Genomic DNA, 25,293 nt, shown 5'->3' with positions numbered 1-25,293 from the left:
GCTCCCGATGGCAGTGGGTCAGCTACAGATAAGCTGACTGACCCACCGCCATCGGGAGCAAACCCCCTCCCACTTTTTTTACCGTGCCCGCTTTAGGCCTGGTAGCTGATCCGCCCATCCACCAAGGTGTACCGCACCGTCGCCGGCAGGCTATGGCCGATGAACGGGCAGTTTTCGCCCTTGGACAGCCAGTGTTCGCCGGCAACCGTAGAGCTGGCCGGATCAAACAGCACCAGGTCCGCCGCCGAGCCCACCGCCAGCTTACCCGCCGGCAGGCGCAAGGCCTCGGCCGGGCCGGCGCTCAGGCGCGCCAGCAGCGTCGGCAGGTCGAGCAAGCCATCCTCCACCAGCGTCATCGCCAATGGCAGCAACAGTTCGACGCTGCTGATGCCCGGCTCTGTCGCGCCAAACGGTGCCAGCTTGGCATCCCGCTCGTGGGGCTGGTGATGGCTGGAGATCGCCGAGACAACGCCTGACTTCACGGCCGCACGCAAACCTTCACGGTCGGCCAGGGTGCGCAGCGGCGGCTGCACGTGGTAAAGGCTGGAAAAGTCGATCAGCGCCTCATCGGTCAAAATCAGCTGATACAACGCCACGTCCGCCGTCACCGGCAGGCCACGAGCCTGTGCCTGGGCGATCAGGGCCACGCCCCGCGCGCTGGTCAATTGGCTGAAGTGCGCGCGCACGCCGCTTTGTTCCACCAGCAGCAGGTCGCGGGCCAGGGCTACGGTTTCAGCGGTTTCCGGAATACCCGGCAGGCCGAGGAAGCTGGCGACGGCGCCTTCATGGGCCAGGCCGCCTTCGGCCAGGTCGCGGTCCTGGGAGTGAAAAATCACCGTCAGGTCGAAGGTGGCCGCGTATTCCAGGGCGCGACACAGCGTGCGCGTACTGCGGAAGCTTTCCAGGCCGTTGCCGAATGCCACGCAACCGGCGTCGCGCAGGGCGATCAGCTCGGCGAGCTGTTCGCCTTCCAGGCCTTTGCTCAGCGCGCCGATCGGGAACACTTTGCAATTGCCGGCTTCACGGGCGCGGTCGAGGATCAGCTCGGTCACGGCCGAAGTGTCCAGCACGGGCTTGGTGTGCGGCGGGCAGCACAGGCTGGTCACGCCACCGGCAGCGGCGGCGCGGGTTTCGCTGGCGATACTGCCTTTGCGGCTATAACCCGGCTCACGCAGGGCGACGTTCAGGTCCACCAGGCCAGGCGCGGCCACCAGGCCTTTGGCGTCGATGGTCTCAACCGCGCTGAAGCCGCTGGGCGCGGCGCCGATGGCGATGATTTTGCCGGCTTCCACATGAAGATCGGTAACGTGATCCAGGCCGCTGGCCGGATCGATGACTCGGGCGCCGAGAATGCTGAGCTTCACTGGGCGTTCTCCTGCTCGAATTGACGTTGCGCGGTTTGCCCGCTCATGGCCATGGACAGCACGGCCATGCGTACGGCGATGCCATAAGTCACCTGGTTCAAGATCACCGATTGCGCGCCGTCGGCCACCGCCGACTCAATCTCTACGCCACGGTTGATCGGGCCTGGGTGCATCACGATGGCATCCGGCTTGGCGCCGGCCAAACGCGCGGTGGTCAGGCCGAACAGGCGGTAGAACTCACCTTCGCTCGGCAGCAGGCCGCCGGCCATGCGCTCGCGTTGCAGGCGCAGCATGATCACCACGTCCACATCCTTAAGGCCTTCGGCCATGTCGGTGTAGACCTTCACGCCGTACTGCTCGATGCCGATCGGCAGCAAGGTTTTTGGCGCGATCACGCGGATGTCCGGGCAACCCAGGGCTTTGAGGGCCAGCATGTTTGAGCGAGCTACCCGCGAGTGCAGGATGTCGCCGACGATGGCCACCGACAGGTTTTCAAAGCCGCCCTTGTGCCGACGGATCGTCAGCATGTCGAGCATGCCTTGGGTCGGGTGGGCGTGACGGCCGTCGCCGCCATTGATGATTGCCACGTTCGGGCACACGTGTTCGGCGATGAAGTGCGCGGCACCGGAGTCGCCGTGGCGTACCACGAACATATCGGCAGCCATGGCTTCCAGGTTGCGCAGGGTGTCGAGCAGGGTCTCGCCCTTGCTCGCCGACGAGGTGGACACGTTCAGCGTGATCACGTCGGCCGACAGCCGCTGGGCCGCCAGTTCAAAGGTGGTGCGGGTGCGGGTAGAGTTCTCGAAGAACACATTGCAGATGGTCTTGCCGCGCAGCAGCGGGACCTTCTTCACCGCGCGGCCACCGACTTCAAGGAACGAGTCGGCCGTGTCGAGGATTTCAGTCAGCAGTTCGCGGGGCAAACCGTCGAGGGACAAGAAGTGTTGCAGCTGGCCCTGAGCATTGAGCTGCAGCGGGCGCTTGGCATCTAGAGGCGTCATCGCGGGGACTCTGTACAAGGCGGTTTAAAGGGCAAGGTCTTGCAGTTCGAGTTCGAGCGGCGTTGGACCGGACAATTTTACCCGCTGGTGGGCTTCCAGGGACAGGGTTGCGCCGACTACATCCGGGCTGATCGGCAATTCGCCGGCGTCCAGGTCCAGCAGGCACACCAGGGTTACACTGGCGGGGCGGCCGTAGTCGAACAGCTCGTTCATGGCGGCGCGGATAGTGCGGCCGCTCATCAGCACGTCGTCGATCAGCACCAGGTGCTGGCCTTCGATTTCGAACGGCAGGGCCGAAGGACGCACTTGCGGGTGCAGGCCGTTCTGGCTGAAGTCGTCGCGGTAGAAGGACACATCCAGCGTGCCCAGTGGCGAATCACTGCCCAGTTCTTCCAATAACGCTTGGGCCACCCACACACCGCCGGAGCGAATGCCGATAAAACGCGGTTCGCTGATGGCACGGTGTTGCAGGTGCGCCTTGAGGCGAATCGCCATCTGGCTGATCAGTTCGGCGGGATTGGGCAGGCTCATGGTGGCTCCTTCAAGGCCTTGCGCGGCGGGGGTGCGTGCAAGGTCCGGGCTCAAACGTAAAAAGACGCGGCAAGCCGCGTCAGTCAGGATTCAAATAAAGCGGTGTTTTCATCCAGCCAACCCTGCAACAGCAAGGCGGCGGCGATGGCGTCCACCGGGTTGTCGCGGTAACTGCCTTTCTGGCCACCACGGTCGCGGCGCTCGCCTTTGGCTTCAAAGGTGGTCAGGCGTTCGTCGTGGGTATAGAAGGGCAGGTTGTAGCGGCCGTTGAGGCGGCGGGCGAATTTTTCCGCGCGCAGGCACATCTCGCTGGGGGTGCCGTCCATGTTCAAGGGCAGGCCAACTACGACTGCGTCGGGCTTCCACTCCTTGATCAGGGCTTCGACCTGGTTCCAGTCCGGCACGCCGTTCTGGGCTTTCAAGGTGCACAGCTCGCGGGCCTGGCCGGTAATGACCTGGCCGACTGCCACGCCGATCTGTTTGGTGCCGTAGTCAAACCCGAGGATCAAGCGCAAGGCCATCAGGCGTGCCCCGCCTGGCTGGTCAGCAGGTTGAGGTTGACCCGCAACTTGGCCGCCGCCGCTTCCAGGCGCAGTTCGCTGGCGGTGTTGAACAGGATGTCGGCGTCGAACGGGCAGGTCAGCCACGCATTACTGGCCAATTCGGCCTCCAGTTGCCCGGCTTCCCAACCGGCGTAGCCGAGGGTAATCACGCTTTGCTCAGGCCCCACGCCGTCGGCGATGGCGAACAGCACGTCTTGGGAAGTGGACAACGACACACCTTCGAGGTCGACCGTGGCCTGAAACTTGGGCCCGGTCGGGTGCAGCACAAAACCACGATCGGTCTGCACCGGCCCGCCGATATAGATCGGCACGCTCTGGCAACGGGCCGGCGGGTCGATCTCGGGGCGCAGTTGCTCAAGGATGTCGGCCAGGTTCAGCTCTTGCGGGCGGTTCACCACCAGCCCCATGGCACCATTGGCCGTGTGCTCGACGATATAGGTCAAGGTCTGCGCAAAGTTCGGGTCGGCCATATGGGGCATGGCGATCAGGAATTGGTGCTTGAGGTAGGTCGGGCTGACATTTTTCATGTCCGCTAGTGTGGCGTTGGAGGGGCGAACTGACAAGCTGGGGATGCGGGTGATGTGGCAATTGTCATCAATTGCTGAACAGCTGATCACCCCGGGCAAACTTCCAGGTGCGGATGATTTCCAGGCGGTCTACATCATTCAGGTCGCCGGTAAACGGTGCGAAAGGCGCGGCCAGGCGCACGATGCGCTGGGCGGCCTGGTCCAGCAGCGGCTGGCCGGATGACTCCAGCACCTGCACTTCATATAACGAACCATCACGGTTGATCGACACCAACAAGCGCAAATTGCCATAGATCTGCTGGCGCCGGGCTTCATCCGGGTAGTTGAGGTTGCCGATGCGTTCGACCTTCTTGCGCCACTCGTCCTTATACCAGGCACCTTTGTCGCGCATGGTCGAGGCAGCGTTCAGGCGGTAGATACGGGGGCGCTTGGCGTACAACTGTTGTTCGTTGGCCAGTTCGGCTTCGAGGCTGGAGATCTGGTCGGAGAGCTGCGAACTGTCAAAAGTCGGCGCCGGTTTTACTGGTTCGGGCTGCGGCTCGGTCTTGGCTTTCTCGCGCTGGGTCGGGGCTTTTTGCGGTTTGGGCGCGACGGTGGTCACCGCAGCCTTGGGCGCGGCTTGCTTGACTTCGGGCTTGGGCGTCGGCGGCGGGGTGACTTTATTGACCTTGTTGTCCTGGAACGGCGCCACTTCAGTGGTCTTGGGCACGGCTTTCTTGTCGAGCGTGCCGCTGCCCTGCTGGTTGTCCTGAGCGAGAAAATCCGCCTTCTCCGGCTTCTTTTCGCTCTTGAACGTGGCGAGGGTGATTTCCAGGGTTTTGGTGATCTGCTTGGGTTCGACAAAGGTGAAGCCCAGGCCGAGCAGCAAGGCGAGGTGAATCAAGGCCGCCAGGAACAGGGTAAATCCGAGCCGATCAGCCGGGCGCACGCCACTGTGGGAGAGTTCGGGGGGCAGATCGGACGGGAGTGTCATGACAAAAAAACCAACATCGCGCGTTTCACAGGTGGCGCATGATAACGCAATGTTGGTGTGTGTCCGGCTGTTCTATGTCACTTGGCTTGTAGCTTGCGCTCAATGGCCGCCATCAGCATTTCGCCGATGTTCGTGCCAAATGCGTTGTCAATCTCGCGGATACAGGTCGGGCTGGTGACGTTGATTTCAGTGAGGCTCTCACCAATAACGTCAAGCCCCACAAACAGCAGGCCTTTCTCGCGCAGGGTTGGGCCAACCTGAGCGGCGATCCAACGGTCCTTATCCGACAATGGCCGTGCTTCACCACGACCGCCGGCCGCCAGGTTGCCACGGGTTTCACCCGCTGCCGGGATACGCGCCAGGCAGTAATCCACCGGCTCGCCGTCGATCATCAGGATGCGCTTGTCGCCGTCCTTGATCGCCGGCAGGTAAGCCTGGCCCATGATCTGCTGGGTGCCCAGCGCGGTCAGGGTTTCCAGGATCACCGACAGGTTCGGGTCGCCGGCACGGTGACGGAAGATCGAGGTGCCGCCCATGCCGTCCAGCGGCTTGAGGATCACATCGCCGTGCTTGGCGGCGAATTCACGCAGCACATCGGCGCGGCGGCTGACCACGGTCGGCGGGGTGCACTGCGGGAACAGCGTGGCGAACAGCTTTTCATTGCAGTCGCGCAGGCTTTGCGGCTTGTTGACGATCAGCACGCCGGCGCGCTCGGCTTGCTCCAGCAGGTAGGTGGAGTAGACGAATTCCATGTCGAACGGCGGGTCCTTGCGCATCAGGATCACGTCCAGGTCGCTCAAGGGGCTGTCGATTTCATCCGCAAGCTCAAACCACTTTTCCGGGTTGGCAAACACCTGCAGCGGGCGCATGCGTGCGCGGGCTTCGCCGTCGCCCTGGTAAAGGTCGCGCTGCTCCATATAGAACAGGCTCCAGCCGCGGGCCTGGGCGGCCAGGAGCATGGCCAGCGAGCTGTCCTTTTTATAGGAAATGCTGGCGATAGGGTCCATGACAATGCCGACGCGAACGCTCATGGGGGATTTTCCTCTAGCAAATTAGGGCGCATAAAAGTGGCGTCAGAGTGGCGCTGCGGCTGTTGTGGGTCAAGGAAAAACCACCTGGCCGGTTGCTCGATAGATTGCGCCCGGAGACTGTGCTAAAAAGACTGGCACGGCGCAGCAGCCCTTGAATTCCAAGGCTTGCGGCGCTCATCCTGTGCAACATCAGGCAGTACACACCGAAAACCGATTCGCTGTGGCGATGGTAGAGCAGATATGGAACAGCATTCCAACGCCTTGAGAGTGATGGTGATCGACGATTCGAAAACGATCCGCCGCACCGCCGAGACGCTGTTGAAGAACGTGGGGTGCGATGTCATCACGGCCATCGACGGTTTCGATGCATTGGCCCGGATTGTTGATCACCACCCGCACATTATCTTTGTCGACATCATGATGCCGCGCCTGGATGGCTATCAGACCTGCGCCCTGGTGAAGAATAATCCGGCGTTCAAGTCGATCCCGGTGATCATGCTGTCCTCCAAGGACGGCCTGTTCGACAAGGCCAAGGGGCGCATCGTTGGTGTCGATCAGTTTTTGACCAAGCCTTTCAGCAAGGAAGAACTGCTGAGTGCGATCAAGGCCTATGTGCCAGGGTTCGCCGCAGTAGAACAAGCACACTGACGCCGCCTCACAAGGGCAGGCGCCGACCAATGTAGTGGGGAAAACCATGGCACGCGTTCTGATCGTCGACGATTCGCCGACTGAAATGTACAAACTGACCGGCATGCTGGAAAAGCATGGGCATCAGGTCCTCAAGGCCGAAAATGGCGCTGACGGCGTGGCGCTGGCCCGTCAGGAAAAACCCGATGCGGTCCTGATGGACATCGTGATGCCGGGCCTCAATGGCTTCCAGGCAACGCGTCAGCTGTCCAAGGAGCCGGAAACCAACGGCATTCCGATCATCATCATCACTACCAAGGATCAGGAAACCGACAAGATCTGGGGCGCGCGCCAGGGCGCCAAGGACTACCTGACCAAACCGGTTGACGAAGAAACCCTGATCGCCACCCTGAACAAGGTGCTGGCCGGCTGACGGCACGCCATCATGACCGAGTCGCAAACCGCCTTCGAGCTGCTGCTGGACATCGACCGCCGCTGCCGCCTGTTGGCCGCTGACCTGCCGTCCCAGGAAACCCGCCTGCAGCGTTGGAGCGGGATCGGCTTTCGCCTGGGGCCGCATTGGTATGTGGCGCCGATGGGCGAAGTCGCCGAGGTGTTGCACGAACCGCGTTGCACCTTGATGCCGGGGGTTAAACCCTGGGTCAAGGGCGTGGCCAACCTGCGCGGGCGTTTGCTGCCGGTGATGGACCTGGGCGGGTTTCTCGGCCTGGACCTGTCCAAAGCGCGCAAGCAACGGCGGGTGCTGGTGGTGGAATTCAACGACTTGTTTGTCGGGCTGCTGGTAGATGAGGTGGTGGGCATGCAGCATTTCGCACAAGACGCCTTGTTGACGGGCGCCAACTCCGGCGTGCCGTTTATTCAGGGGCAGTTCGACAGCGACCAGCTCTGGCAGGTCTTCAGCCCCTTCGCTTTGGCCCAGGCCCCAGGTTTCATGGATGTTGCCGCATGACCACCGCTACTACTCCCAAACCGCAAGCCGCGTCGCGCAGCCGTTCGCAGATCATCGTGCTGTTTATCGCGCTGATCGTGTTCATCATGCTGTTGTTCGCCAACTTCGCGTACCTCAACACGCAGTCCACCTATGACAAACAGTACATCGGCCACGCCGGTGAGCTGCGCGTGCTGTCCCAGCGCATCGCCAAAAATGCCACCGAAGCCGCTGCCGGCAAGGCCGCCGCGTTCAAGCTGCTGGGCGACGCGCGCAACGACTTCGCCCAGCGCTGGGGCTACCTGAAAAAAGGTGACGCCGAGACCGGCCTGCCGGCGGCGCCCAGTGCGGTACGCGCCGAGATGCGCGCCGTGCAGACTGACTGGGAAGCGCTGCTGAAAAACACCGACGCGATCCTCGCCAGCGAGCAGACGGTGTTGTCGTTGCATCAAGTGGCCGCGACCCTGGCCGAAACCGTGCCGCAATTGCAGATGGAGTCGGAAAAGGTCGTCGATATCTTGCTGCAACGCGGCGCCCCGGCGAGCCAGGTGGCGTTGGCCCAGCGCCAGTCGCTGCTGGCCGAACGCATTCTGGGCGCCGTCAACACCGTGCTGGCCGGCGACGAAACCGCCGTGCAGGCCGCCGACGCGTTTGGTCGCGATGCCAACCGCTTCGGCCTGGTGCTCAACGGCATGCTCAACGGCAACCCGGGCCTGCGCATTACCCAGGTTGAAGACCACGATGCCCGCGCGCGCCTGGCGGAAATCGCCGAGCTGTTCGAGTTCGTCTCCGGCTCTGTGGATGAAATCCTCGAAACCTCGCCGCAACTGTTCCAGGTGCGCGCTTCGGCGAGCAATATTTTCAACCTGTCGCAAACCCTGCTCGATGAAGCCTCACACCTGGCCACCGGGTTTGAAAACCTCGCCAGCGGGCGCAGCTTCGACACCATCGGCGGCTATGTGCTGGGCCTGTTGGCGTTGACCTCGATCATCCTGATCGGCCTGGTGATGGTGCGCGAAACCAACCGCCAACTGCATGAAACCGCCGAGAAGAACGAACGCAACCAGAACGCGATCATGCGCCTGCTCGACGAAATCGAAGACCTGGCCGATGGCGACCTCACGGTGACCGCCTCGGTGACCGAAGACTTCACCGGCACCATCGCCGACTCCATCAACTATTCGGTGGACCAACTGCGCGATCTGGTCGCCACCATCAACCTCACCGCCGGGCAAGTTGCCGGCGCGGTGCAAGAGACCCAGGCCACCGCCATGCATCTGGCCCAGGCCTCGGAGCATCAGGCCCAGCAGATCGCCGAAGCCTCCACCGCGATCAACCAGATGGCCCAGTCCATCGACCAGGTGTCGGCCAACGCGGCGGAGTCTTCGGCGGTGGCGGAGCGTTCGGTTGAAATCGCCAACAAGGGCAATGAGGTGGTGCACAACACCATCCACGGCATGGACAACATTCGCGAGCAGATCCAGGACACCGCCAAGCGCATCAAGCGCCTGGGCGAGTCTTCCCAGGAGATTGGCGATATCGTCAGCCTGATCGACGACATTGCCGACCAGACCAACATCCTCGCCCTCAATGCGGCGATCCAGGCGAGCATGGCCGGTGACGCCGGGCGCGGTTTTGCGGTGGTGGCCGATGAAGTGCAACGGCTGGCTGAGCGCTCATCCGCCGCCACCCGGCAAATCGAAACGCTGGTGCGGGCGATTCAGACCGACACCAATGAAGCCGTTATTTCCATGGAACAGACCACCACCGAAGTGGTGCGTGGCGCGCGGTTGGCCCAGGACGCCGGGGTGGCGCTGGAAGAAATCGAAGGCGTGTCGAAAACCCTGGCGGCGTTGATTCAGAGTATTTCCAATGCGGCGCAGCAACAGACGTCGTCCGCCGGGCAGATCTCCCTGACGATGAACGTGATCCAGCAAATCACCACGCAGACGTCATCCGGCTCGACCGCCACCGCCGAAAGTATCGGCAACCTGGCGAAGATGGCCAGCCAGTTGCGCAGGTCGGTGTCGGGTTTCACCTTGCCACCGCCCAAGCAAGTTGAGGATTGAAATGCAGTCAAAATGTGGGAGCGGGCTTGCTCGCGAAAGCTATGTATCAGTCGCCTAATCTGCTGGCTGGCCCACCGTATTCGCGAGCAAGCCCGCTCCCACATTTAATCTTCATTGGTTTTGAGATCTTGGCAACACACGCAGTTCATGAATTCTAAGCGGAGCAGTTATGGTTGATCGGCACGACTACGTGGCCCTCGAATGGGTCAAGGGCGACATTGCCGAAACCCTGAAACAGGCCCGTTCGGCGCTGGACACGTTTGTCGAAACCAGCGACGGCGACGCCATCGGCGAGTGCCTGGCCTGCGTCCATCAGGTGCATGGCGCGCTGCAAATGGTCGAGTTCTACGGCGCGGCCCTGCTGGCTGAAGAAATTGAAGAGCTGGCCCTGGCCCTGCAAGCCGAGCGCGTCAGCCAGCGCGATGAAAGCATCCGCCTGCTGCAACAGGCGCTTAGCCAGTTGCCGTTGTACCTAGAGCGCGTACACAGTGCCCGCCGCGACCTGCCGCTGGTGGTGTTGCCGCTGCTCAATGACCTGCGCAGCGCGCGCGGCGAAAGTCTGCTGTCGGAGACCAGCCTGTTCAGCCCGCAACTGCTGTCGATTGCGCCGTTGCCCGATGAGGCCTTGGCCCAGCGCGCGCTGCCTGACCTTCACGAGCAACTGCGCCAGTGGCACCAGCTTCTGCTGCAGGCGTTGGCCGGCTTGCTGCGCGAAGACCACGGCCCAAGCAACCTGGAAGACATGGCGCGGGTTTTCGCGCGCCTCGAAGCGCTATGCCAGGGCGCGCCGCTGCTGCCTTTGTGGCAAGTCACCTCGGCGCTGGTCGAAGGCATGCTCACGGGCGTGATCGCCAACAGCCCGGCGCTGCGCAGTTTGCTCAAAGCCAGCGACAAGCAACTCAAGCGCCTGCTGGTCCAGGGTATCGGCGGCATCAACCAACCTGCGCCGGATGAACTGCTCAAGAGCCTGCTGTTCTACGTCGCCAAGGTCACCCGGCCAACGCCGCGCATGCAAAGCCTCAAGGAACGCTACGGCCTGGATGAAGCCTTGCCCGACAGCGCCGTGGTCGATGCCGAGCGCGCGCGCCTGGCCGGGCCGGATCGCAATGCCATGGGCTCGGTGCTTGGCGCGTTATGCGAGGAACTGGTGCGGGTCAAGGAGCGCCTGGACCTGTTCGTGCGCAGTGACCGGCAGCACACCAGCGACCTCGATGCCTTGCTGGCGCCCCTGCGGCAGATCGCCGACACCTTGGCCGTGCTGGGCTTCGGCCAGCCGCGCAAAGTCATTATCGACCAGCTTGCCGTGGTGCTTGGCCTGGTCCAAGGCCACCGCGAACCCAATGATGCAGTGCTGATGGATGTCGCCGGGGCCTTGCTCTATGTCGAGGCCACGCTGGCGGGAATGGTCGGCACGGTAGAACCGGAAAGCCGCGAAGAAAGCCGCCTGCCCACCACTGACTTGACCCAGATTCACCAACTGGTTATCCGCGAATCCTGCCAGTGCCTCAAGCAAGCCAAAGAGCTGGTGATTGACTGCATTGAAGCCCATTGGGATCGCCAGCGCCTGGAGTCTCTGCCCGAGTTGCTCAGCCAAGTGCGCGGGGCGTTGGCGATGATTCCCCTGCCGCGCGCGGCGAGCCTGATGCGCGGCTGTACCGATTATGTCGATGAACAGCTGATGGTGAATGAGGCCGTGCCCTCCGAGGTACAACTGGCGCATTTTGCCGACGTGATCAGCAGCCTGGAGTACTACCTGGAACGCATGCTTCAGGACGCCGACGCTGCGGGCGAACGCGTGCTGGAACTGACCACCCAGGGCCTGGCCGCGCTCGGCTATCTGCCCGCCGAAAAACCCTGGCGTCAGGCACTGGTCGCGCCGGACGGCGCGCTGTCGACCGAGGTTGCGCCGAGCCAATCCCAGTTCGACGCACTGGCCAGCCCGACATCACGCCTGAACCCGCCTGCACTGCAACGCCCCGGCAGCCTGCTGCCACCGCCGCTCGGTGAAGAGCCCATCGACGATGAGCTGCGCGAAGTCTTCCTCGAAGAAACCGACGAAGTCCTCGAAGTGCTGCACCGTTACTTGCCGAATTGCGCGGACAAAACCGCTCAAGGCGAGATGCGCCGCGCGTTCCACACCTTGAAAGGCAGCGGCCGTATGGTCCGCGCCCTGGTGCTGGCCGAGTTGGCCTGGGCAGTGGAAAACCTGCTTAACCGCGTGCTCGAACGCAGCGTTACCCTCGGCCCTGATATTCAACAGGTGCTGGATGAAGCTGTGGCCCTGCTGCCGGAATTGATTGCCGATTTCGCCACCGATGACCAACGCCAACGCGATGAAGTCGACGCCTTGGCCGCCCGTGCCCACGCCCTGGCCAGCGGCACTGAAAAGGCCGCAGAACCCCACGACCCGATGCTGTTGGAGATCTTCCGCAACGAAGCCCAGAGCCACCTGGAAAGCCTCAACCACTTCCTGCAGCAGGCCGCCGAACACGTGCCGCTGCAAGTCAGCGATGAATTGCAACGCGCCCTGCACACCCTCAAGGGCAGCGCCTACATGGCTGGCGTGTTGCCGATTGCCGAACTGGCGCGGCCGCTTGATCACCTGACCCGCGAATACAAGGCCCACCGCCTGCCGTTGGACCTGGATGAAGTGGAACTGCTGCTGGAAGCTGAAGGTTTGTTTCAGCGCGGGTTGCGACAACTGGACAGCGACCCGCTCGTGCCGATCAAGGGCGCAGCGGACCTGATCGGCCGTACCCAAAGCCTGCTCGACCATCAGCTCGACGCCTTGCTCGACGCGCCTAATACGGGCCTGCGTATCAAACGCGACCCGCAGTTGATTACCAACTTCCTGGCCCAAGGCATGGACATCCTGCTGGATGCCGAAAGCCTGCTGCGCCGCTGGCAGCAACACCCCGGCGAGCGCCAGGAGCTGACGGCGCTGCTGGACGAATTGACCACCTTGGGCGAGGGCGCGCACATCGCCGACCTGCACGCCATCGACGCGCTGTGCGAGGCCTTGCTCGATCTGTACGGTGCCGTGGAAGAGAGCAGCCTGGCGGTCAGCGAGCGGTTTTTCCAGGAGGCCGAACAGGCCCATGAAGCGTTGATCAACATGCTCGACCAACTGGCCGCCGGCCAGGAAATCAGCCCGGCCCCGGCGCGGGTACAAGCCCTGCGCGAATTGCTTGATGACGCCCTCGATCCGTCCGCCACCGGCCTGATCAAAAGCGACGGCAGCCGCGCCCTGAGCATCTCGGAACTGGGCGCCGCCACGGCACAATTGGGCCAGGACACGGCGATGGACGACGAGATCGTCGAGATCTTCCTGGAAGAGGCGGTGGATATCCTCGACAGCGCCGGGCAGTCGCTTAAACGCTGGTTGCTGGAGCCCGACAGCGCGGCACCGCTCTCGTCACTGCAACGGGATTTGCACACCCTCAAAGGCGGCGCGCGCATGGCCGAGATTGGGCCAATTGGCAACCTGGCCCATGAGCTGGAATGCCTTTACGAAGGCTTGGTGGACCGCCGCTACAGCTACTCGCCGGAACTGTCCCACGTGCTGATGGCCAGCCATGAGCGGCTGGCCTTGCAGTTGGATCAACTGCAAGGCCACCAACCCCTGAGCGACTCCAGCGACTTGATCGCTCAACTGCGCGAGTTACGCCAGAGCAGCACGCCAGCCACCCCGGCAACTGCGCCCGAAGCGCCGGCTGACCCCGAGCTGCTGGATATTTTCCTCGAAGAAGCCGCCGATATTCTCGACAGCTCAAGCAGCGCGTTGCTGCGCTGGCAGGCCGAGCCGAACAATCGCCAGGAGGTGGAAACCCTGCTGCGCGACCTGCACACCCTCAAAGGGGGCGCGCGCATGGTCGAAATCGGGCCGATTGGCGATTTGGCCCATGAGCTGGAGTTTCTCTACGAAGGGCTGTCTGCCGGTTTGCTGGCCCCGTCCCCCGAACTGTTCGCGTTGCTGCAGGGCTGTCATGACCGCCTGGCGCAGATGATCGATGCGGTGACGGACGGCTTGCCGGTGGGCTCGGTGGACAAGCTCATCGAGCGGATCAAAAGCCTGGTGCACCCGAGTGATGAACCGTTGTTGCCAGTGGCATTGCCGGCGGGCAAGGCGGAAGCGGCGGTTGATCCTGCTGCGGACATGGTGAAAATCTCTGCCGATTTGCTGGATGACCTGGTCAACCTGGCCGGTGAAACTTCGATCTTCCGTGGCCGTATCGAGCAGCAGGTGAACGACGCGCGCACCGCGCTCAATGAAGTCGAAACCACTATTGAGCGCATGCGCGACCAACTGCGCCGGCTCGACACCGAAACCCAGGGCCGCATCCTCAGCCGCCAGCAGGCCGAGGCCGAGCGCTTGGGTTATGAAGAATTTGACCCGCTGGAAATGGACCGCCATTCGCAGTTGCAGCAGCTGTCGCGCGCGCTGTCTGAGTCAGCCTCCGACTTGCTGGACCTCAAGGAAACCCTCGATCGCCGCAACCAGGACGCGCACAACCTGTTGCAGCAACAGGCGCGCATCAACACCGAGTTGCAAGAAGGCCTGATGCGCACGCGCATGGTGCCGTTTGAACGCATGCTGCCGCGCCTCAAGCGCATCGTGCGCCAGGTGGCGGAGGAGTTGGGCAAGGACGTCGAATTCGTGGTCGGCAATGCCGAGGGCGAGATGGACCGCAACGTGCTGGAACGCATGGTGGCGCCGCTGGAACATATGCTGCGCAATGCCGTGGACCATGGCCTGGAATCGCGCGAGGCACGGTTGCTGGCCGGCAAACCTGCGAGGGGCCGTATCAGCCTGGACCTGGCCCACGAAGGCGGCGATATCGTCTTCGACATGCGCGACGATGGCGCCGGGGTGCCACTTGAGGCGGTGCGGCGCAAGGCAATCAAGCGGGGTTTGCTCAGCCCCCATCAAGAGATCAGCGACCGCGACGTGTTGCAGTTCATCCTGCAGCCGGGGTTCTCCACGGCGGAAAAAATCACGCAGATTTCCGGGCGTGGCGTGGGCATGGACGTGGTGCACGAAGAAGTGCGCCAACTCGGTGGCTCGATGGTCATTGATTCGACGCCGGGCGCGGGCGTGCACTTTCGCATTCGCCTGCCGTTTACGGTGTCGGTCAATCGGGCACTGATGGTGCAATGCGCGGACGATCAATACGCGATTCCGCTCAACACTATTGAAGGCCTGGTGCGCGTGCTGCCCCACGAACTGGCGGGGCACTACCAACAAGACCCACCGCGTTATGAATACGCCGGCCAGCGCTACGAGTTGTTCTACCTGGGCGACCTGCTGCACACCGTCGCCCGGCCGAAACTGTTGGGCCAGTACCAGCCGGTGCCGGTGCTGCTGGTGCAATGCAACGAGCGGCGCGTGGCGGTGCATGTGGATGCCATGGCCGGTACGCGAGAGATCGTGGTTAAGGGCCTGGGCCCGCAGTTTGCGGGCGTGCAGGGGTTGTCCGGGGCGACCATTCTGGGCGATGGCCGCGTGGTGTTGATCATCGACTTGCTCGCGCATATCCGCGCCCGGCAACCAGCCTTGCCGGCCCAGTCGGTCGACGCCGCGCTGGTCCTCAACGACCCGCTGAAAAAACGCCCGCTGCTGGTGCTGGTCGTGGACGATTCGGTCACCGTGCGCAAAGTCACCAGCCGCCTGCTGGAGCGCAACGGCATGAACGTACTCACTGCCAAAGACGGGATCGACGCCATCGCCCTGCTCGAAGAACACACCCCGGACCTGATGCTGCTCGACATCGAAATGCCGCGCATGGACGGCTTCGAAGTGGCCATCCAGGTGCGCAACGACCCACGGCTGATGCGCCTGCCGATCATCATGATCACCTCGCGCACCGGCCAAAAACACCGCGACCGCGCCATGGCCATTGGCGTCAACGACTACCTCGGCAAGCCGTATCAAGAGTCGGTGCTGCTGGAAAGCATCGCCTACTGGAGCAAGTCCCATGCTTGACCACCGCACCAGCCAACTCACCGGCCTGCTATTGCCCCTGGCTGACCGCCACCTGGTGCTGCCCAACGTTGCCATCGCCGAACTGATCGACTTCCAGCGCGGCGAACCGGCCAGCGATGCACCGCCGTGGTACCTGCGGCAAGTGACCTGGCGCGACCGGCAGTTGCCGTTGATCAGCTTTGAAGCGGTGTGCGGTGAGGCCAGCGTGACCGGCGAGCGCTCGCGGATTGTGGTGTTGAACGCGCTCGGCGGGCGACCGACGTTGAAGTTCATTGCGATGGTGATTCAGGGCATTCCCCGCTCGTACAAGCTCGATAGCCAGTTGAGTTACGTGGATGTGCCGCTGTGCCCGCTGGAACTGGCGGCGGTGCAGGTGGGGGAGCATGTGGCGAAAGTACCGGATTTGATGGGGTTGGAGGCCTTATTGGTAGAGTCCGGGTTGGCCTGACGATTAGCCTTGTGAAGATCCACTGTGGGAGCTGGCTTGCCTGCGATAGCGGTTTGTCAGTCACTGTATCAACAACTGACCCACCGCAATCGCAGGCAAGCCAGCTCCCACACTGAATTGTGTTCAATCGCGCGTTAGCGTTTTCGTGACTAAAAAATTGTTGTTGATGATCGTACCTTTTCGCCATTTCGGATCGGCTAATGATGCGGACTGACCGCTTACATGTCGGAATGGGATGGAGTTGCTGTAGGCGAGTTCTGCATTTGGATTAAGCGGGTTTTCAGGCCTGAGTGGAGTGGCTAGCTTCTGCGCTCCTCATTGCCTGCAAGGATCTGCAAATGGCCGTACCGTTAATGCCGCCCGGTGTTTCAATTTTTGAAAACATGGCGATATTTCGATGCAAACGCACTCATCTCAAGCCAGGCTCGGCATTCGCTTATTCTTGGTTTTATTCTCAGGTCAGGGCTGCTGGCCCATGGAACTACAAGAAGCGAGGGCGCGAGTATGAGGCTTTTGGTAACTTCAATTACGGCGCTACGGGTACGGTGCTGGGCATTCCCGAGCATGTGTTGTTGCGAGCTGCTGGTGTGGCTCAAACCGTCGCAAAAACCACCCTTCCGGATTTTGGAACAGGGTGGGGCGGTGAGCCTTTTGGTGATGACCCACGGGACCAATATTGGATAAGAAAAGGTATTGAATATGCAATTTCGCAAGGCCACTAAGCGCCTCATACCGTTTCTGCGTAATTGCCTGCTTGTGGTCTGCCTGATCTATATCGGCGGCAGTTGGATCCTGTCGCCCGGAACACCGGATCTGGATGAAGTGGTGTTGAAGCATTCATTGGGCAACGGCACCTCGATCTATGGTGCGCGAGACGGCCAGGGTGGTGCGACGGTGGGGTTTTCCTACAGATACTACGTCCATGAGGATTTGGGGAGTGATCAGGAAATACTCACTGCATTAGTGTCTGCACATCCTTTTCTGAAAACCAAAGAGCCCGATGTTCAAGCGCGTGATGAGGGCGGTGCACTGCATCTGATTATTCGGGGGCGTGTGTATGAGTACCACAGCTATGCGCTGGAGGGCCTTGGAACGGTCAAGGTAATGATGGCTTTGTGATGGGCCAATGTTCGGATTTTTCCTGCAAGATTTCGGGCGGTGCATGAACTTGTTGTGGGTAGTGATGGCGGCTAGTCTTCGTTCGTCATCGAAAAAACGGTGACACGGACGTGCAAGTCCGGTTACATGTCGGCGCACCAACGCCCATAGCCATTCAACGGGCGTTTTTTATGCCTGCTGTATTTGTTATGGCGGCTGTGCGCGGGAGATCCCTTGGGGTCTGCCGGGGTCCGATATGCCCGGTCTTGCACACCTGCGCATGGCTGCCACCCTATTTTCGCGTGCAAGCGGATGAGGGCAGCCTCCATCACATATCGGAGCTGTAAATCATGGCTAAACCTACCCCTAATCCACCCGCGTCCAATATCTTCACCGTAAACCCCCACCAGAACACCGAAGCTCTACTCGTCAACGCCAGTGAAACCCTGTCATCGCTGAACGCCATGACCTGCAACCTAGCCTTTGACCTGAATACTTCCCAGCGCGCAATCATGCTCGGCGTTCAGCAAATGGCCGAGTTGGGCCAGTTGCTGGTCGATAGAGCGCTGGAGCAGGTCAGCCCGGCGGCGGAAGGTTAAAGCGGTCCCAAATAGGGGCTGGTCGTTCCCTGTTTAGGACCGCTACTTAACAGGCACCACCGAACAAATGTGGGAGCGGGCTTGCTCGCGAATGCAGGGTGTCAGTCGGTACATGTGTAACTGACCCACCGCATTCGCGAGCAAGCCCGCTCCCACATTTTGATCTTCATTCGGCTCGAATCCAGTATTTGCTGATTGATCGTTTCCTATACCCAACCGCTTAAACTTGATCGTTCCCAAAAAGGGACCTATCGTTCCCTTTTTGGGACTCTTTGGCCGCCGCCATGCAAACCTTGCCGCTCAGCACTGCGCTCTTCACCGTCACCCAGCAAAAAGTGCTGGGCCTGCTTTTTGGCAAGCCCGATCAAAGTTTTTTCACCAACGAAATAGCCCGCTGGGCCCAAGTGGGCAAGGGCAGCCTCACCCGCGAACTTGAGCGGTTGCAGTTGGCGGGCATCTTGAGCATGACGCGCCAAGGCAACCAGACCCACTACCAAGCCAATCCCCAGTGCCCGATTTACTCGGAGTTGTTGGCCATCGTGCGCAAGACGCTGAGCCTGGACGAACCCTTGCGCAATGCATTGGCGCCTTTCGCCGAGCAACTGACGTGGGCGTTCATCTACGGCTCCATCGCCAAGGGCGAGGCGCACTCATCCAGTGACATAGATCTGATGCTGATAGGTGAAAGCCTCAACTACAGTGAAGTCATGGAGCAGCTCATGCCGCTGGAAGAGCAACTGGGCCGCACCATCAACCCGACGCTTTACACCCTCGAAGACTGGATCGGCAAATGGAATGCCGGGAACAGTTTTGTGCAGCGGGTCGTGCAGCAGGACAAGATCAATCTGATGGGGGGCAACCCCCTGGAATCCACGGATGGACAGCAAGCCAAACCTGGAGAACCTGCAACGTAGCGGTGGCTTGAAGGCAGAGCCGCCGGATCGCAAGGAGTGTGATGGACTGATGCGCTCGGCCCGGGACCGATTAAGGGATGCGGGCAACCCACTGTTGTCGTTCGCCAGTCGTTTCGACCTGGCATACAACGCTGCCCACGCCATCGCGCTCACGGCCTTGCGTTTGCAAGGCTATCGTTCTGACAAACGCTATTTGGTCTTTCAATGTCTGATTCACTCCGCCGACGCGAACAAGGTGCAGGTGAGGTTATTAGCGCTGTGTCATGAGCGCCGAAACCTGGCGGAGTACGAAGGGTATATGGATGAGGATGAGGCGCTGCTGGGGCAGTTGATGGATGGCGCGATAACACTGCTGAATAAAGTGGAAGACGTGTTGGCTGTCCATCAGTGGCAATGACGTGACTCTTCTGAACACCACCGAACAAATGTGGGAGCGGGCTTGCTCGCGAATGCAGGGTGTCAGTCGGTACATGTGTAACTGACCCACCGCATTCGCGAGCAAGCCCGCTCCTACATTTTTAATCTTCAGTCGGCTCAAACTCAGTGTTTGCTGATGATCCGTTACTCCAGCCGTAACGATCCGCCGTTGGGCTTGATTGATGCCCCCCGGATTCACTCCTAAGGTAAGCCCACGACAGTAAACCCCGTGGAGCGACCATGACAACAACCATCACCCCCGACTCGCGCTGGACGCGGCGGCGCGACGAGAAGCAGCGGCGCCTCGGGTTGGTCAAACAATACGCAGACGGGGCGGTGCTGCCCAGCGACAAGATCGTCGAGGCTCTCGAAGCCCTGATCCTGCCTGGCGACCGCGTGGTGCTGGAGGGCAACAACCAGAAGCAAGCCGATTTCCTCTCGCGTTCCCTGGCCAAGGCCGACCCGGCCAAGCTCCACGATTTGCACATGATCATGCCCAGCGTCGGCCGCTCCGAGCACCTCGACCTGTTTGAAAAGGGCATCGCGCGCAAGCTCGACTTCTCCTTCGCCGGCACCCAATCCCTGCGCATCAGCCAGTTGCTCGAAGACGGCCTGCTGGAAATCGGCGCGATCCACACGTATATCGAACTCTACGCACGGCTGGTGGTGGACCTGATCCCCAACGTCGTGCTCTCGGCCGGTTTCATGGCCGACCGCGCCGGCAATATCTACACCGGCGCAAGCACCGAAGACACCCCGGCGCTGATCGAACCCGCCGCGTTCAGTGATGGCATCGTCATCGTGCAGGTCAACCAGTTGGTGGACGACGTGACCGACTTGCCGCGCGTCGACATCCCCGCCAGTTGGGTGGATTTTGTGGTGGTGGCCGACAAGCCGTTCTACATCGAGCCGCTGTTCACCCGCGACCCGCGCCACATTAAGCCGGTGCATGTGCTGATGGCGATGATGGCGATCCGTGGCATCTACGAAAAACACAATGTGCAGTCGCTCAACCATGGCATCGGTTTCAACACGGCCGCCATCGAGCTGATCCTGCCCACCTACGGCGAGTCCCTCGGTCTTAAGGGCAAAATCTGCCGCAACTGGACCCTCAACCCACACCCAACCCTGATCCCCGCCATCGAAAGCGGCTGGGTCGAAAGCGTGCATTGCTTCGGCACCGAGCTGGGCATGGAAAACTACATCGCCGCACGGCCGGATGTGTTCTTCACCGGCCGCGACGGCTCGATGCGCTCCAACCGTATGTTCTGCCAACTGGCCGGCCAGTACGCGGTGGACCTGTTTATCGGCGCCACCCTGCAAGTGGACGGCGACGGGCATTCCTCCACCGTGACCCGTGGCCGCCTGGCGGGTTTTGGTGGCGCGCCGAACATGGGCCACGACCCGCGTGGTCGTCGCCATGGCACCCCGGCCTGGCTGGATATGCGCCACGATGACGCGCCCGAAGCCTTGCTCGAACGCGGCAAAAAACTCGTGGTGCAAATGGTCGAGACCTTCCAGGAAGGCGGCAAACCTACCTTCGTCGAAACCCTCGACGCGGTGGAAGTCGCACGCAAAAGCGGCATGCCGCTGGCGCCGATCATGATCTACGGCGACGACGTCACCCACCTGCTCACCGAAGAAGGCATCGCCTACCTGTACAAGGCGCGCTCCCTGGAAGAGCGTCAGGCGATGATCGCCGCTGTCGCCGGCGTCACCGCTATCGGCATGCGCCACAACCCCAAGGACACCGCGCGCATGCGCCGCGAAGGCTTGATCGCGTTGCCCGAAGACCTCGGTATCCGCCGCACCGACGCCACCCGCGAACTGTTGGCCGCCAAGAGCGTGGCCGACCTGGTGGAATGGTCCGGTGGCTTGTACAACCCGCCCGCCAAGTTCAGGAGCTGGTAAATGCGCGCCCTCAAACTGCATGAACTGAGCCTCGCCGATCGCCTGGCGGACATGGCCGTCGACGCGCTGATTGATGAGGCGGACTTGTCGCCAAAACCCGCCTTGGTCGACCGTCGCGGCAATGGCGCCCATGCCGATTTACACTTGGGCCTGATGCACGCGTCGGCGCTGTCGCTGTGGCCGATGTTCAAGGCGATGGCTGAAGCCGCGCTTGAATTCGGTGAAGTCGGTTTGCCGCTGCGCGAAGCCCTCGGGCGGATTGGTCGCGAAGGTGAGCAAGCCATGCTCACCACCACCAACGGCGTGAACACCCACCGCGGCGCGATCTGGGCACTCGGTTTGCTTACCGCAGCTGCGGCCCTGGAACCACGCGCCATCACGCTGACTGCGGCCAGGCTGGCCTTGCTCAATGACCGCTACGCGCCCCAACCGCTGAGCCATGGCGCCCAAGTCGCCCAACGTTACGGCGCACGCGGTGCCCGTGAAGAAGCGCAGCTGGGCTTCCCTTCGGTTGTACAACGAGGCCTGCCGCAACTGCACAAAAGCCGTCAGCAAAATGTCGGCGAACAGAACGCCCGCCTGGACGCCTTGCTCGCAATCATGACCGACCTGGCCGATACCTGCGTGCTCTACCGCGCAGGCATCGAGGGCCTCAACGCCATGCAACACGGCGCCCAGGCTGTGCTGGATGCAGGTGGCAGCGCAACCCTCGCCGGCCGCCGCCAACTGCACGAACTCGACCAGCAATTACTGGCCCTGAATGCGTCCCCCGGCGGCGCCGCCGACCTGTTGGCCGCCTGCCTGTTTATCGACCGCCTCGACGGAGCGTTGTGATGGAAACCTTATCCTTTGAATTCCCCGCCGGGCAGCCGCCAACAGGCCGTGCGCTGGTGGGTTGCGTCGGCTCCGGTGACCTGGAAGTGCTGCTGGAACCGGGCACCCCGGGCATGCTGACTATTCAGGTGCAGACCTCGGTAAATGGCGCCGAACAACGCTGGCAGCATCTGTTTGAGCGGATCTTCCAGGAACAGATGCCCCCAGCCTTGAAGATTGATATCCACGATTTCGGCGCCACCCCCGGCGTGGTGCGCTTGCGCCTGGAGCAGGGTTTCGAGGAGATCGGCCATGACTGACTTGCTCAGCAAACACAGCTTTGTCGAACTGGGTGCGCGGCAGCGGGCCAAGGCCTTGTTGGACGCCGGCACTTACCGCGAGCTGATTGATCCGTTCCAGCGCGTGATGTCACCGTGGCTCAGCCGCCAAGGCGTGGTGCCCCAGGCCGATGACGGTGTGGTGATCGCCAAGGGCAGTATTGCCGGATTGCCGGTGGTGGTTGCGGCTATCGAAGGCAACTTCCAGGGCGGCAGCCTCGGTGAGGTCGGCGGTGCGAAAATCGCTGGCGCCCTGGAGCTGGCGGCTGAAGACAACCGCAAGGGCATCCCGACCCGCGCCGTGCTGCTGCTGGAAACCGGCGGCGTACGCCTGCAGGAAGCCAACCTCGGGCTTGCTGCAATTGCCGATATCCACGCGGCGATTGTCGACTTGCGCCAGTACCAGCCGGTGATCGGCGTGGTGGCGGGCAGCGTCGGTTGCTTTGGCGGCATGTCCATTGCTGCCGGGTTGTGCAGCTACCTCGTCGTCACCCGTGAAGCACGCCTGGGCCTGAATGGCCCGCAGGTGATCGAGCAGGAAGCCGGCCTGGAAGAATACGACTCCCGCGACCGCCCCTTTATCTGGAGCCTGACCGGCGGCGAGCAACGCTTTAACAGCGGTTTGGCCGACCGTTATGTGGCGGACGATGTGGCGCAGATTCAACAGACCGTCACTGAACTGCTGCAACAAGGCTTGCCTGCACAACAACGCAGCCGCCGTGCCGATTTCTACCTGGCACGCCTGGCCGAGCTGGACGCCGCGCCGCAAATCGACGCGGCCACGGTGCGCGACCTGTATCAAGGAGAACGCTCATGAGAGGGTTGCAGTGGTTCAACGCATTGAGCAACGGCGCCACGCCCGTGGAAGGTTTACCGGCCTCGCTGAAAGTCGCCGACGGCGTGTTGGGTGAACACGCGGTGCGTTTCATCGCCGTGGTCACCGATGCACAAAACCGCTTCCCGCGCGCGCGCAACGGCGAAGTCGGCCTGCTCGAAGGCTGGGGCCTGGCCAAGGCCGTGGACGACGCCATCGCCCGTGGCGACAAGCGCCCCATCATCGCCATCGTTGATGTGCCCAGCCAAGCTTACGGCCGTCGCGAAGAAGCCCTCGGCATCCATCAAGCGCTGGCCGCCGCCGCCGACAGCTACGCCCGCGCCCGGCTGGCCGGGCACCCGGTGATTGCACTGCTGGTGGGTAAGGCCATGTCCGGCGCGTTCCTCGCCCACGGCTACCAGGCCAACCGCCTGATCGCCTTGCGTGACCCCGGCGTGATGGTGCACGCCATGGGCAAAGCCTCGGCGGCGCGGGTGACCCTGCGCAGCGTCGAAGAATTGGAAGCCCTGGCCGCCAGCGTGGCGCCGATGGCCTATGACATCGACAGTTATGCCAGCCTCGGTTTGCTCTGGGAGACCTTGTCGGTCAGCCAGATTGAACAGCCCACGGCGGACGATGTGGTGCGGGTCAGCGATTGCCTGATGCACGCCATTAACGATATCGAAGGCCCTGATTTAAAAGGGCGGCTGGGCGCCACTCATCGTGCCGCCTCCAGCCACGTGCGCCAGCTGCTGCGGGAGCAATGGTGAACGCCCACGATTTGCTCTGGGGCATGACCCCGGCGCATTTGCCCGCCGATGCGCCGGCGTGGGCGGTGGACGCCGTTGGCGCCGGCCATCCGGTGGTGGTGCGTCGCGCCATTGCTGAGCCGGGCTATGTGGCGGTCGGCGTGCGCGGGCAACGGCGCGAGCAGCGTTTTGCGACCGTGATGCCCCTCGCAGCCGTGCAACGGCGAGTGACGCCCCAAGCCCTGCGCGGCGTGATCTCGCCACGGGATTTACCGGCGTTGCGCGCACTTGATCAACTGCGGCCGTTGTTGGCACAGCAAGATTGGGGCGTGAGCGGCAGTGCCGGCTTTGAATTGGCAAGCGGTATCGAGGCATTGCATGCCCTGAGCGATCTGGATTTGATTCTGCGCACGCCCCAGCCGCTTGATCGCAAGGACGCCCAAACGTTGCTGGCGCAATTGGACACGGCGCCGTGTGCCGTGGACCTGCAACTGCAAACCCCGTTTGGCGCCGTCGCCTTGCGCGAATGGGCCGGTGGTTCACGCCGTGTGCTGCTGAAAACCACCGGCGGCGCGCACCTGGTGATTGACCCGTGGCAGGCCGTGGCATGAGCAGCCTTCTGGTGTTTCCGGGGCAGGGCGCCCAACGCACGGGGATGCTCCAGGCGCTGCCGGCCGCCGTGCTGGAAGAAGCCAGTGACGCCTTGGGTGAAGACGTTCGCCTGCTCGACTCGGCGCACGCCTTGGCGAACACGCGCGCCGTTCAGTTATGCCTGCTGATCACCGGTGTTGCCCATACCCGCCAGTTGCACCACACACCCGACTACGTGGCGGGCCTGTCCATCGGCGCCTACCCTGCGGCGGTGATCGCAGGTGCCCTGGACTTCGCCGACGCGGTAAAACTGGTCAGCCTGCGCGGCGAACTGATGCAAAACGCTTATCCACAGGGCTACGGCATGACCGCGCTGATCGGCCCGGAGTTATCCACCGTCGAAACCTTGCTGGCCGATATCCACAGCGCAAAAACGCCGGTGTATTTGGCCAACATCAACGCCGATAACCAAACCGTCATCGCTGGCAGCGACGCGGCGATGAAGCGGGTTGCCGAACGCATCAAAGGCAACGGCGTCGCCAAGCGCCTGGCGGTCAGCGTGCCGTCCCATTGCGCGCTGCTGGAAGAGCCTGCCCAGGCACTGGCCCAAGCGTTCGTTACGCTCAAGGCCCCGCGCATTACCTACCTGAGCAGCACGCGCGCGCGGCCAATCCATAACCCGGAACAACTGCGCGACGACCTCGCCTTCAACATGTGCCGCGTCGTCGACTGGCGTGGCACCGTGCAAAGCGCCTACGAGCGCGGCGTGCGCCTGCAAATCGAACTGCCCCCGGGCGCCGTGCTCACCGGCCTGTCACGCCGTGTGTTTGAACAAGGCACGGTGATCGCCTGTGAAGGCGCACGCCTGGACACCTTGCAGGCCCTGCTGCAAGAGGAGGAGCGCCGCCACCGATAAAGCACCACCCAAGGCTTTCGAAGCACAAAAACAACAATTTCGATCGAGCACTTTGAGGACAACAACG

At 62.2% G+C, this 25,293-nt stretch carries 25 protein-coding genes; 18 read left to right on the top strand and 7 right to left on the bottom strand.

Translation table 11 applies throughout. The features are described 5' to 3' along the window. Positions 1-92 precede the first annotated feature (92 nt). The 7 genes from A7J50_RS27460 to gshB all read right to left on the bottom strand — a co-directional run bounded on the left by A7J50_RS27460 (position 93) and on the right by gshB (position 5,990). Complete coding sequence (locus A7J50_RS27460; protein ID WP_064454545.1) at positions 93-1,364, bottom strand: dihydroorotase; 1,272 nt, start codon at positions 1,362-1,364, stop codon at positions 93-95. Then, positions 1,361-2,365: an aspartate carbamoyltransferase catalytic subunit gene (locus A7J50_RS27455; RefSeq protein WP_064454544.1), complete on the bottom strand. Its 1,005-nt coding sequence runs from the start codon at positions 2,363-2,365 to the stop codon at positions 1,361-1,363. Before A7J50_RS27455 ends, A7J50_RS27460 begins: the two co-directional genes overlap by 4 nt. A gap of 24 nt (positions 2,366-2,389) precedes the next feature. After that, the gene (gene pyrR / locus A7J50_RS27450; protein ID WP_064454543.1) at positions 2,390-2,896 is read right to left on the bottom strand and encodes a bifunctional pyr operon transcriptional regulator/uracil phosphoribosyltransferase PyrR; all 507 of its coding nucleotides are present in this window, start codon (positions 2,894-2,896) and stop codon (positions 2,390-2,392) included. An 83-nt stretch (positions 2,897-2,979) separates the two neighbouring features. Then, the gene (ruvX, locus tag A7J50_RS27445; RefSeq protein ID WP_003213744.1) at positions 2,980-3,417 is read right to left on the bottom strand and encodes a Holliday junction resolvase RuvX; all 438 of its coding nucleotides are present in this window, start codon (positions 3,415-3,417) and stop codon (positions 2,980-2,982) included. Then, positions 3,417-3,986, bottom strand: a complete 570-nt coding sequence (locus tag A7J50_RS27440; protein WP_057022840.1) for a YqgE/AlgH family protein — start codon at positions 3,984-3,986, stop codon at positions 3,417-3,419. The genes ruvX and A7J50_RS27440 overlap by 1 nt, the downstream gene beginning before the upstream one ends. Positions 3,987-4,053: 67 nt before the next feature. Next, positions 4,054-4,959: an energy transducer TonB gene (locus A7J50_RS27435; protein ID WP_064454542.1), complete on the bottom strand. Its 906-nt coding sequence runs from the start codon at positions 4,957-4,959 to the stop codon at positions 4,054-4,056. 77 nt (positions 4,960-5,036) lie between these two features. Beyond that, the gene (gene gshB, locus A7J50_RS27430; RefSeq protein ID WP_064454541.1) at positions 5,037-5,990 is read right to left on the bottom strand and encodes a glutathione synthase; all 954 of its coding nucleotides are present in this window, start codon (positions 5,988-5,990) and stop codon (positions 5,037-5,039) included. Between the two features lie 240 nt (positions 5,991-6,230). Between gshB and pilG the strand changes: the two genes are divergently transcribed. From pilG to mdcH, 18 genes are all read left to right on the top strand, one after another. After that, entirely contained in the window at positions 6,231-6,638 is a 408-nt protein-coding gene (gene pilG, locus A7J50_RS27425; protein ID WP_003176671.1) for a twitching motility response regulator PilG, read from the top strand. A gap of 46 nt (positions 6,639-6,684) precedes the next feature. Next, on the top strand, positions 6,685-7,050 hold the full coding sequence (gene pilH, locus A7J50_RS27420; protein ID WP_014720320.1) for a twitching motility response regulator PilH: 366 nt from the start codon (positions 6,685-6,687) through the stop codon (positions 7,048-7,050). 12 nt (positions 7,051-7,062) lie between these two features. Then, a complete protein-coding gene (locus A7J50_RS27415) occupies positions 7,063-7,587 on the top strand; it encodes a chemotaxis protein CheW (protein WP_064454540.1) in 525 nt (174 codons plus the stop codon). Further along, positions 7,584-9,635: a methyl-accepting chemotaxis protein gene (locus A7J50_RS27410; RefSeq protein WP_064454539.1), complete on the top strand. Its 2,052-nt coding sequence runs from the start codon at positions 7,584-7,586 to the stop codon at positions 9,633-9,635. The genes A7J50_RS27415 and A7J50_RS27410 overlap by 4 nt, the downstream gene beginning before the upstream one ends. A 169-nt stretch (positions 9,636-9,804) precedes the next feature. Beyond that, on the top strand, positions 9,805-15,618 hold the full coding sequence (locus A7J50_RS27405) for an Hpt domain-containing protein (RefSeq protein ID WP_064454538.1): 5,814 nt from the start codon (positions 9,805-9,807) through the stop codon (positions 15,616-15,618). Then, positions 15,611-16,066 carry a chemotaxis protein CheW gene (locus A7J50_RS27400; RefSeq protein WP_053258465.1) on the top strand — a complete coding sequence of 152 codons (456 nt, stop codon included), beginning with the start codon at positions 15,611-15,613 and terminating at the stop codon, positions 16,064-16,066. Before A7J50_RS27405 ends, A7J50_RS27400 begins: the two co-directional genes overlap by 8 nt. Before the next feature lie 338 nt (positions 16,067-16,404). Beyond that, positions 16,405-16,788 carry a polymorphic toxin type 44 domain-containing protein gene (locus tag A7J50_RS31090; protein WP_082895961.1) on the top strand — a complete coding sequence of 128 codons (384 nt, stop codon included), beginning with the start codon at positions 16,405-16,407 and terminating at the stop codon, positions 16,786-16,788. Next, positions 16,766-17,185: a hypothetical protein gene (locus tag A7J50_RS27395; RefSeq protein ID WP_064454537.1), complete on the top strand. Its 420-nt coding sequence runs from the start codon at positions 16,766-16,768 to the stop codon at positions 17,183-17,185. The genes A7J50_RS31090 and A7J50_RS27395 overlap by 23 nt, the downstream gene beginning before the upstream one ends. A 329-nt stretch (positions 17,186-17,514) precedes the next feature. Then, positions 17,515-17,763: a DUF6124 family protein gene (locus tag A7J50_RS27390; protein ID WP_064454536.1), complete on the top strand. Its 249-nt coding sequence runs from the start codon at positions 17,515-17,517 to the stop codon at positions 17,761-17,763. 284 nt (positions 17,764-18,047) lie between these two features. After that, complete coding sequence (locus A7J50_RS27385; protein ID WP_064454535.1) at positions 18,048-18,677, top strand: nucleotidyltransferase domain-containing protein; 630 nt, start codon at positions 18,048-18,050, stop codon at positions 18,675-18,677. Beyond that, positions 18,640-19,074 (top strand): hypothetical protein, encoded by a 435-nt coding sequence (locus A7J50_RS27380; protein WP_064454534.1) that lies wholly within the window; start codon positions 18,640-18,642, stop codon positions 19,072-19,074. The genes A7J50_RS27385 and A7J50_RS27380 overlap by 38 nt, the downstream gene beginning before the upstream one ends. Before the next feature lie 260 nt (positions 19,075-19,334). Next, the gene (mdcA, locus tag A7J50_RS27375) at positions 19,335-21,005 is read left to right on the top strand and encodes a malonate decarboxylase subunit alpha (RefSeq protein WP_064454533.1); all 1,671 of its coding nucleotides are present in this window, start codon (positions 19,335-19,337) and stop codon (positions 21,003-21,005) included. Further along, complete coding sequence (locus tag A7J50_RS27370) at positions 21,006-21,839, top strand: triphosphoribosyl-dephospho-CoA synthase (RefSeq protein WP_064454532.1); 834 nt, start codon at positions 21,006-21,008, stop codon at positions 21,837-21,839. Next, positions 21,839-22,138 (top strand): malonate decarboxylase subunit delta, encoded by a 300-nt coding sequence (locus A7J50_RS27365; protein ID WP_064454531.1) that lies wholly within the window; start codon positions 21,839-21,841, stop codon positions 22,136-22,138. The genes A7J50_RS27370 and A7J50_RS27365 overlap by 1 nt, the downstream gene beginning before the upstream one ends. Next, positions 22,131-22,973: a biotin-independent malonate decarboxylase subunit beta gene (locus tag A7J50_RS27360; protein ID WP_064454530.1), complete on the top strand. Its 843-nt coding sequence runs from the start codon at positions 22,131-22,133 to the stop codon at positions 22,971-22,973. The genes A7J50_RS27365 and A7J50_RS27360 overlap by 8 nt, the downstream gene beginning before the upstream one ends. Then, positions 22,970-23,740: a biotin-independent malonate decarboxylase subunit gamma gene (mdcE, locus tag A7J50_RS27355; RefSeq protein ID WP_064454529.1), complete on the top strand. Its 771-nt coding sequence runs from the start codon at positions 22,970-22,972 to the stop codon at positions 23,738-23,740. The genes A7J50_RS27360 and mdcE overlap by 4 nt, the downstream gene beginning before the upstream one ends. Beyond that, a complete protein-coding gene (locus tag A7J50_RS27350) occupies positions 23,734-24,330 on the top strand; it encodes a malonate decarboxylase holo-ACP synthase (RefSeq protein WP_064454528.1) in 597 nt (198 codons plus the stop codon). Before mdcE ends, A7J50_RS27350 begins: the two co-directional genes overlap by 7 nt. Further along, positions 24,327-25,226 (top strand): malonate decarboxylase subunit epsilon, encoded by a 900-nt coding sequence (mdcH, locus tag A7J50_RS27345; protein ID WP_064454527.1) that lies wholly within the window; start codon positions 24,327-24,329, stop codon positions 25,224-25,226. Before A7J50_RS27350 ends, mdcH begins: the two co-directional genes overlap by 4 nt. Positions 25,227-25,293: the final 67 nt, after the last annotated feature.

The sequence above is a fragment of the Pseudomonas antarctica genome, from assembly GCF_001647715.1.
In the GTDB taxonomy this organism is placed as follows: domain Bacteria; phylum Pseudomonadota; class Gammaproteobacteria; order Pseudomonadales; family Pseudomonadaceae; genus Aquipseudomonas; species Aquipseudomonas antarctica_A.
Note: the sequence above shows the minus strand (reverse complement) of the source record. Positions and strands in the feature narration are given on the sequence as shown.

Bases quoted from the DNA above. Each gene is read 5' to 3' on its own strand.
- A7J50_RS27455 (WP_064454544.1), bottom strand. From the start codon at position 2,365: ATGACGCCTCTAGATGCCAAGCGCCCGCTGCAGCTCAATGCTCAGGGC.
- pyrR (WP_064454543.1), bottom strand. From the start codon at position 2,896: ATGAGCCTGCCCAATCCCGCCGAACTGATCAGCCAGATGGCGATTCGC.
- ruvX (WP_003213744.1), bottom strand. From the start codon at position 3,417: ATGGCCTTGCGCTTGATCCTCGGGTTTGACTACGGCACCAAACAGATC.
- A7J50_RS27440 (WP_057022840.1), bottom strand. From the start codon at position 3,986: ATGAAAAATGTCAGCCCGACCTACCTCAAGCACCAATTCCTGATCGCC.
- A7J50_RS27435 (WP_064454542.1), bottom strand. From the start codon at position 4,959: ATGACACTCCCGTCCGATCTGCCCCCCGAACTCTCCCACAGTGGCGTG.
- gshB (WP_064454541.1), bottom strand. From the start codon at position 5,990: ATGAGCGTTCGCGTCGGCATTGTCATGGACCCTATCGCCAGCATTTCC.
- pilG (WP_003176671.1), top strand. From the start codon at position 6,231: ATGGAACAGCATTCCAACGCCTTGAGAGTGATGGTGATCGACGATTCG.
- pilH (WP_014720320.1), top strand. From the start codon at position 6,685: ATGGCACGCGTTCTGATCGTCGACGATTCGCCGACTGAAATGTACAAA.
- A7J50_RS27415 (WP_064454540.1), top strand. From the start codon at position 7,063: ATGACCGAGTCGCAAACCGCCTTCGAGCTGCTGCTGGACATCGACCGC.
- A7J50_RS27410 (WP_064454539.1), top strand. From the start codon at position 7,584: ATGACCACCGCTACTACTCCCAAACCGCAAGCCGCGTCGCGCAGCCGT.
- A7J50_RS27405 (WP_064454538.1), top strand. From the start codon at position 9,805: ATGGTTGATCGGCACGACTACGTGGCCCTCGAATGGGTCAAGGGCGAC.
- A7J50_RS27400 (WP_053258465.1), top strand. From the start codon at position 15,611: ATGCTTGACCACCGCACCAGCCAACTCACCGGCCTGCTATTGCCCCTG.
- A7J50_RS31090 (WP_082895961.1), top strand. From the start codon at position 16,405: ATGGCCGTACCGTTAATGCCGCCCGGTGTTTCAATTTTTGAAAACATG.
- A7J50_RS27395 (WP_064454537.1), top strand. From the start codon at position 16,766: ATGCAATTTCGCAAGGCCACTAAGCGCCTCATACCGTTTCTGCGTAAT.
- A7J50_RS27390 (WP_064454536.1), top strand. From the start codon at position 17,515: ATGGCTAAACCTACCCCTAATCCACCCGCGTCCAATATCTTCACCGTA.
- A7J50_RS27385 (WP_064454535.1), top strand. From the start codon at position 18,048: ATGCAAACCTTGCCGCTCAGCACTGCGCTCTTCACCGTCACCCAGCAA.
- A7J50_RS27380 (WP_064454534.1), top strand. From the start codon at position 18,640: ATGGACAGCAAGCCAAACCTGGAGAACCTGCAACGTAGCGGTGGCTTG.
- mdcA (WP_064454533.1), top strand. From the start codon at position 19,335: ATGACAACAACCATCACCCCCGACTCGCGCTGGACGCGGCGGCGCGAC.
- A7J50_RS27370 (WP_064454532.1), top strand. From the start codon at position 21,006: ATGCGCGCCCTCAAACTGCATGAACTGAGCCTCGCCGATCGCCTGGCG.
- A7J50_RS27365 (WP_064454531.1), top strand. From the start codon at position 21,839: ATGGAAACCTTATCCTTTGAATTCCCCGCCGGGCAGCCGCCAACAGGC.
- A7J50_RS27360 (WP_064454530.1), top strand. From the start codon at position 22,131: ATGACTGACTTGCTCAGCAAACACAGCTTTGTCGAACTGGGTGCGCGG.
- mdcE (WP_064454529.1), top strand. From the start codon at position 22,970: ATGAGAGGGTTGCAGTGGTTCAACGCATTGAGCAACGGCGCCACGCCC.
- A7J50_RS27350 (WP_064454528.1), top strand. From the start codon at position 23,734: ATGGTGAACGCCCACGATTTGCTCTGGGGCATGACCCCGGCGCATTTG.
- mdcH (WP_064454527.1), top strand. From the start codon at position 24,327: ATGAGCAGCCTTCTGGTGTTTCCGGGGCAGGGCGCCCAACGCACGGGG.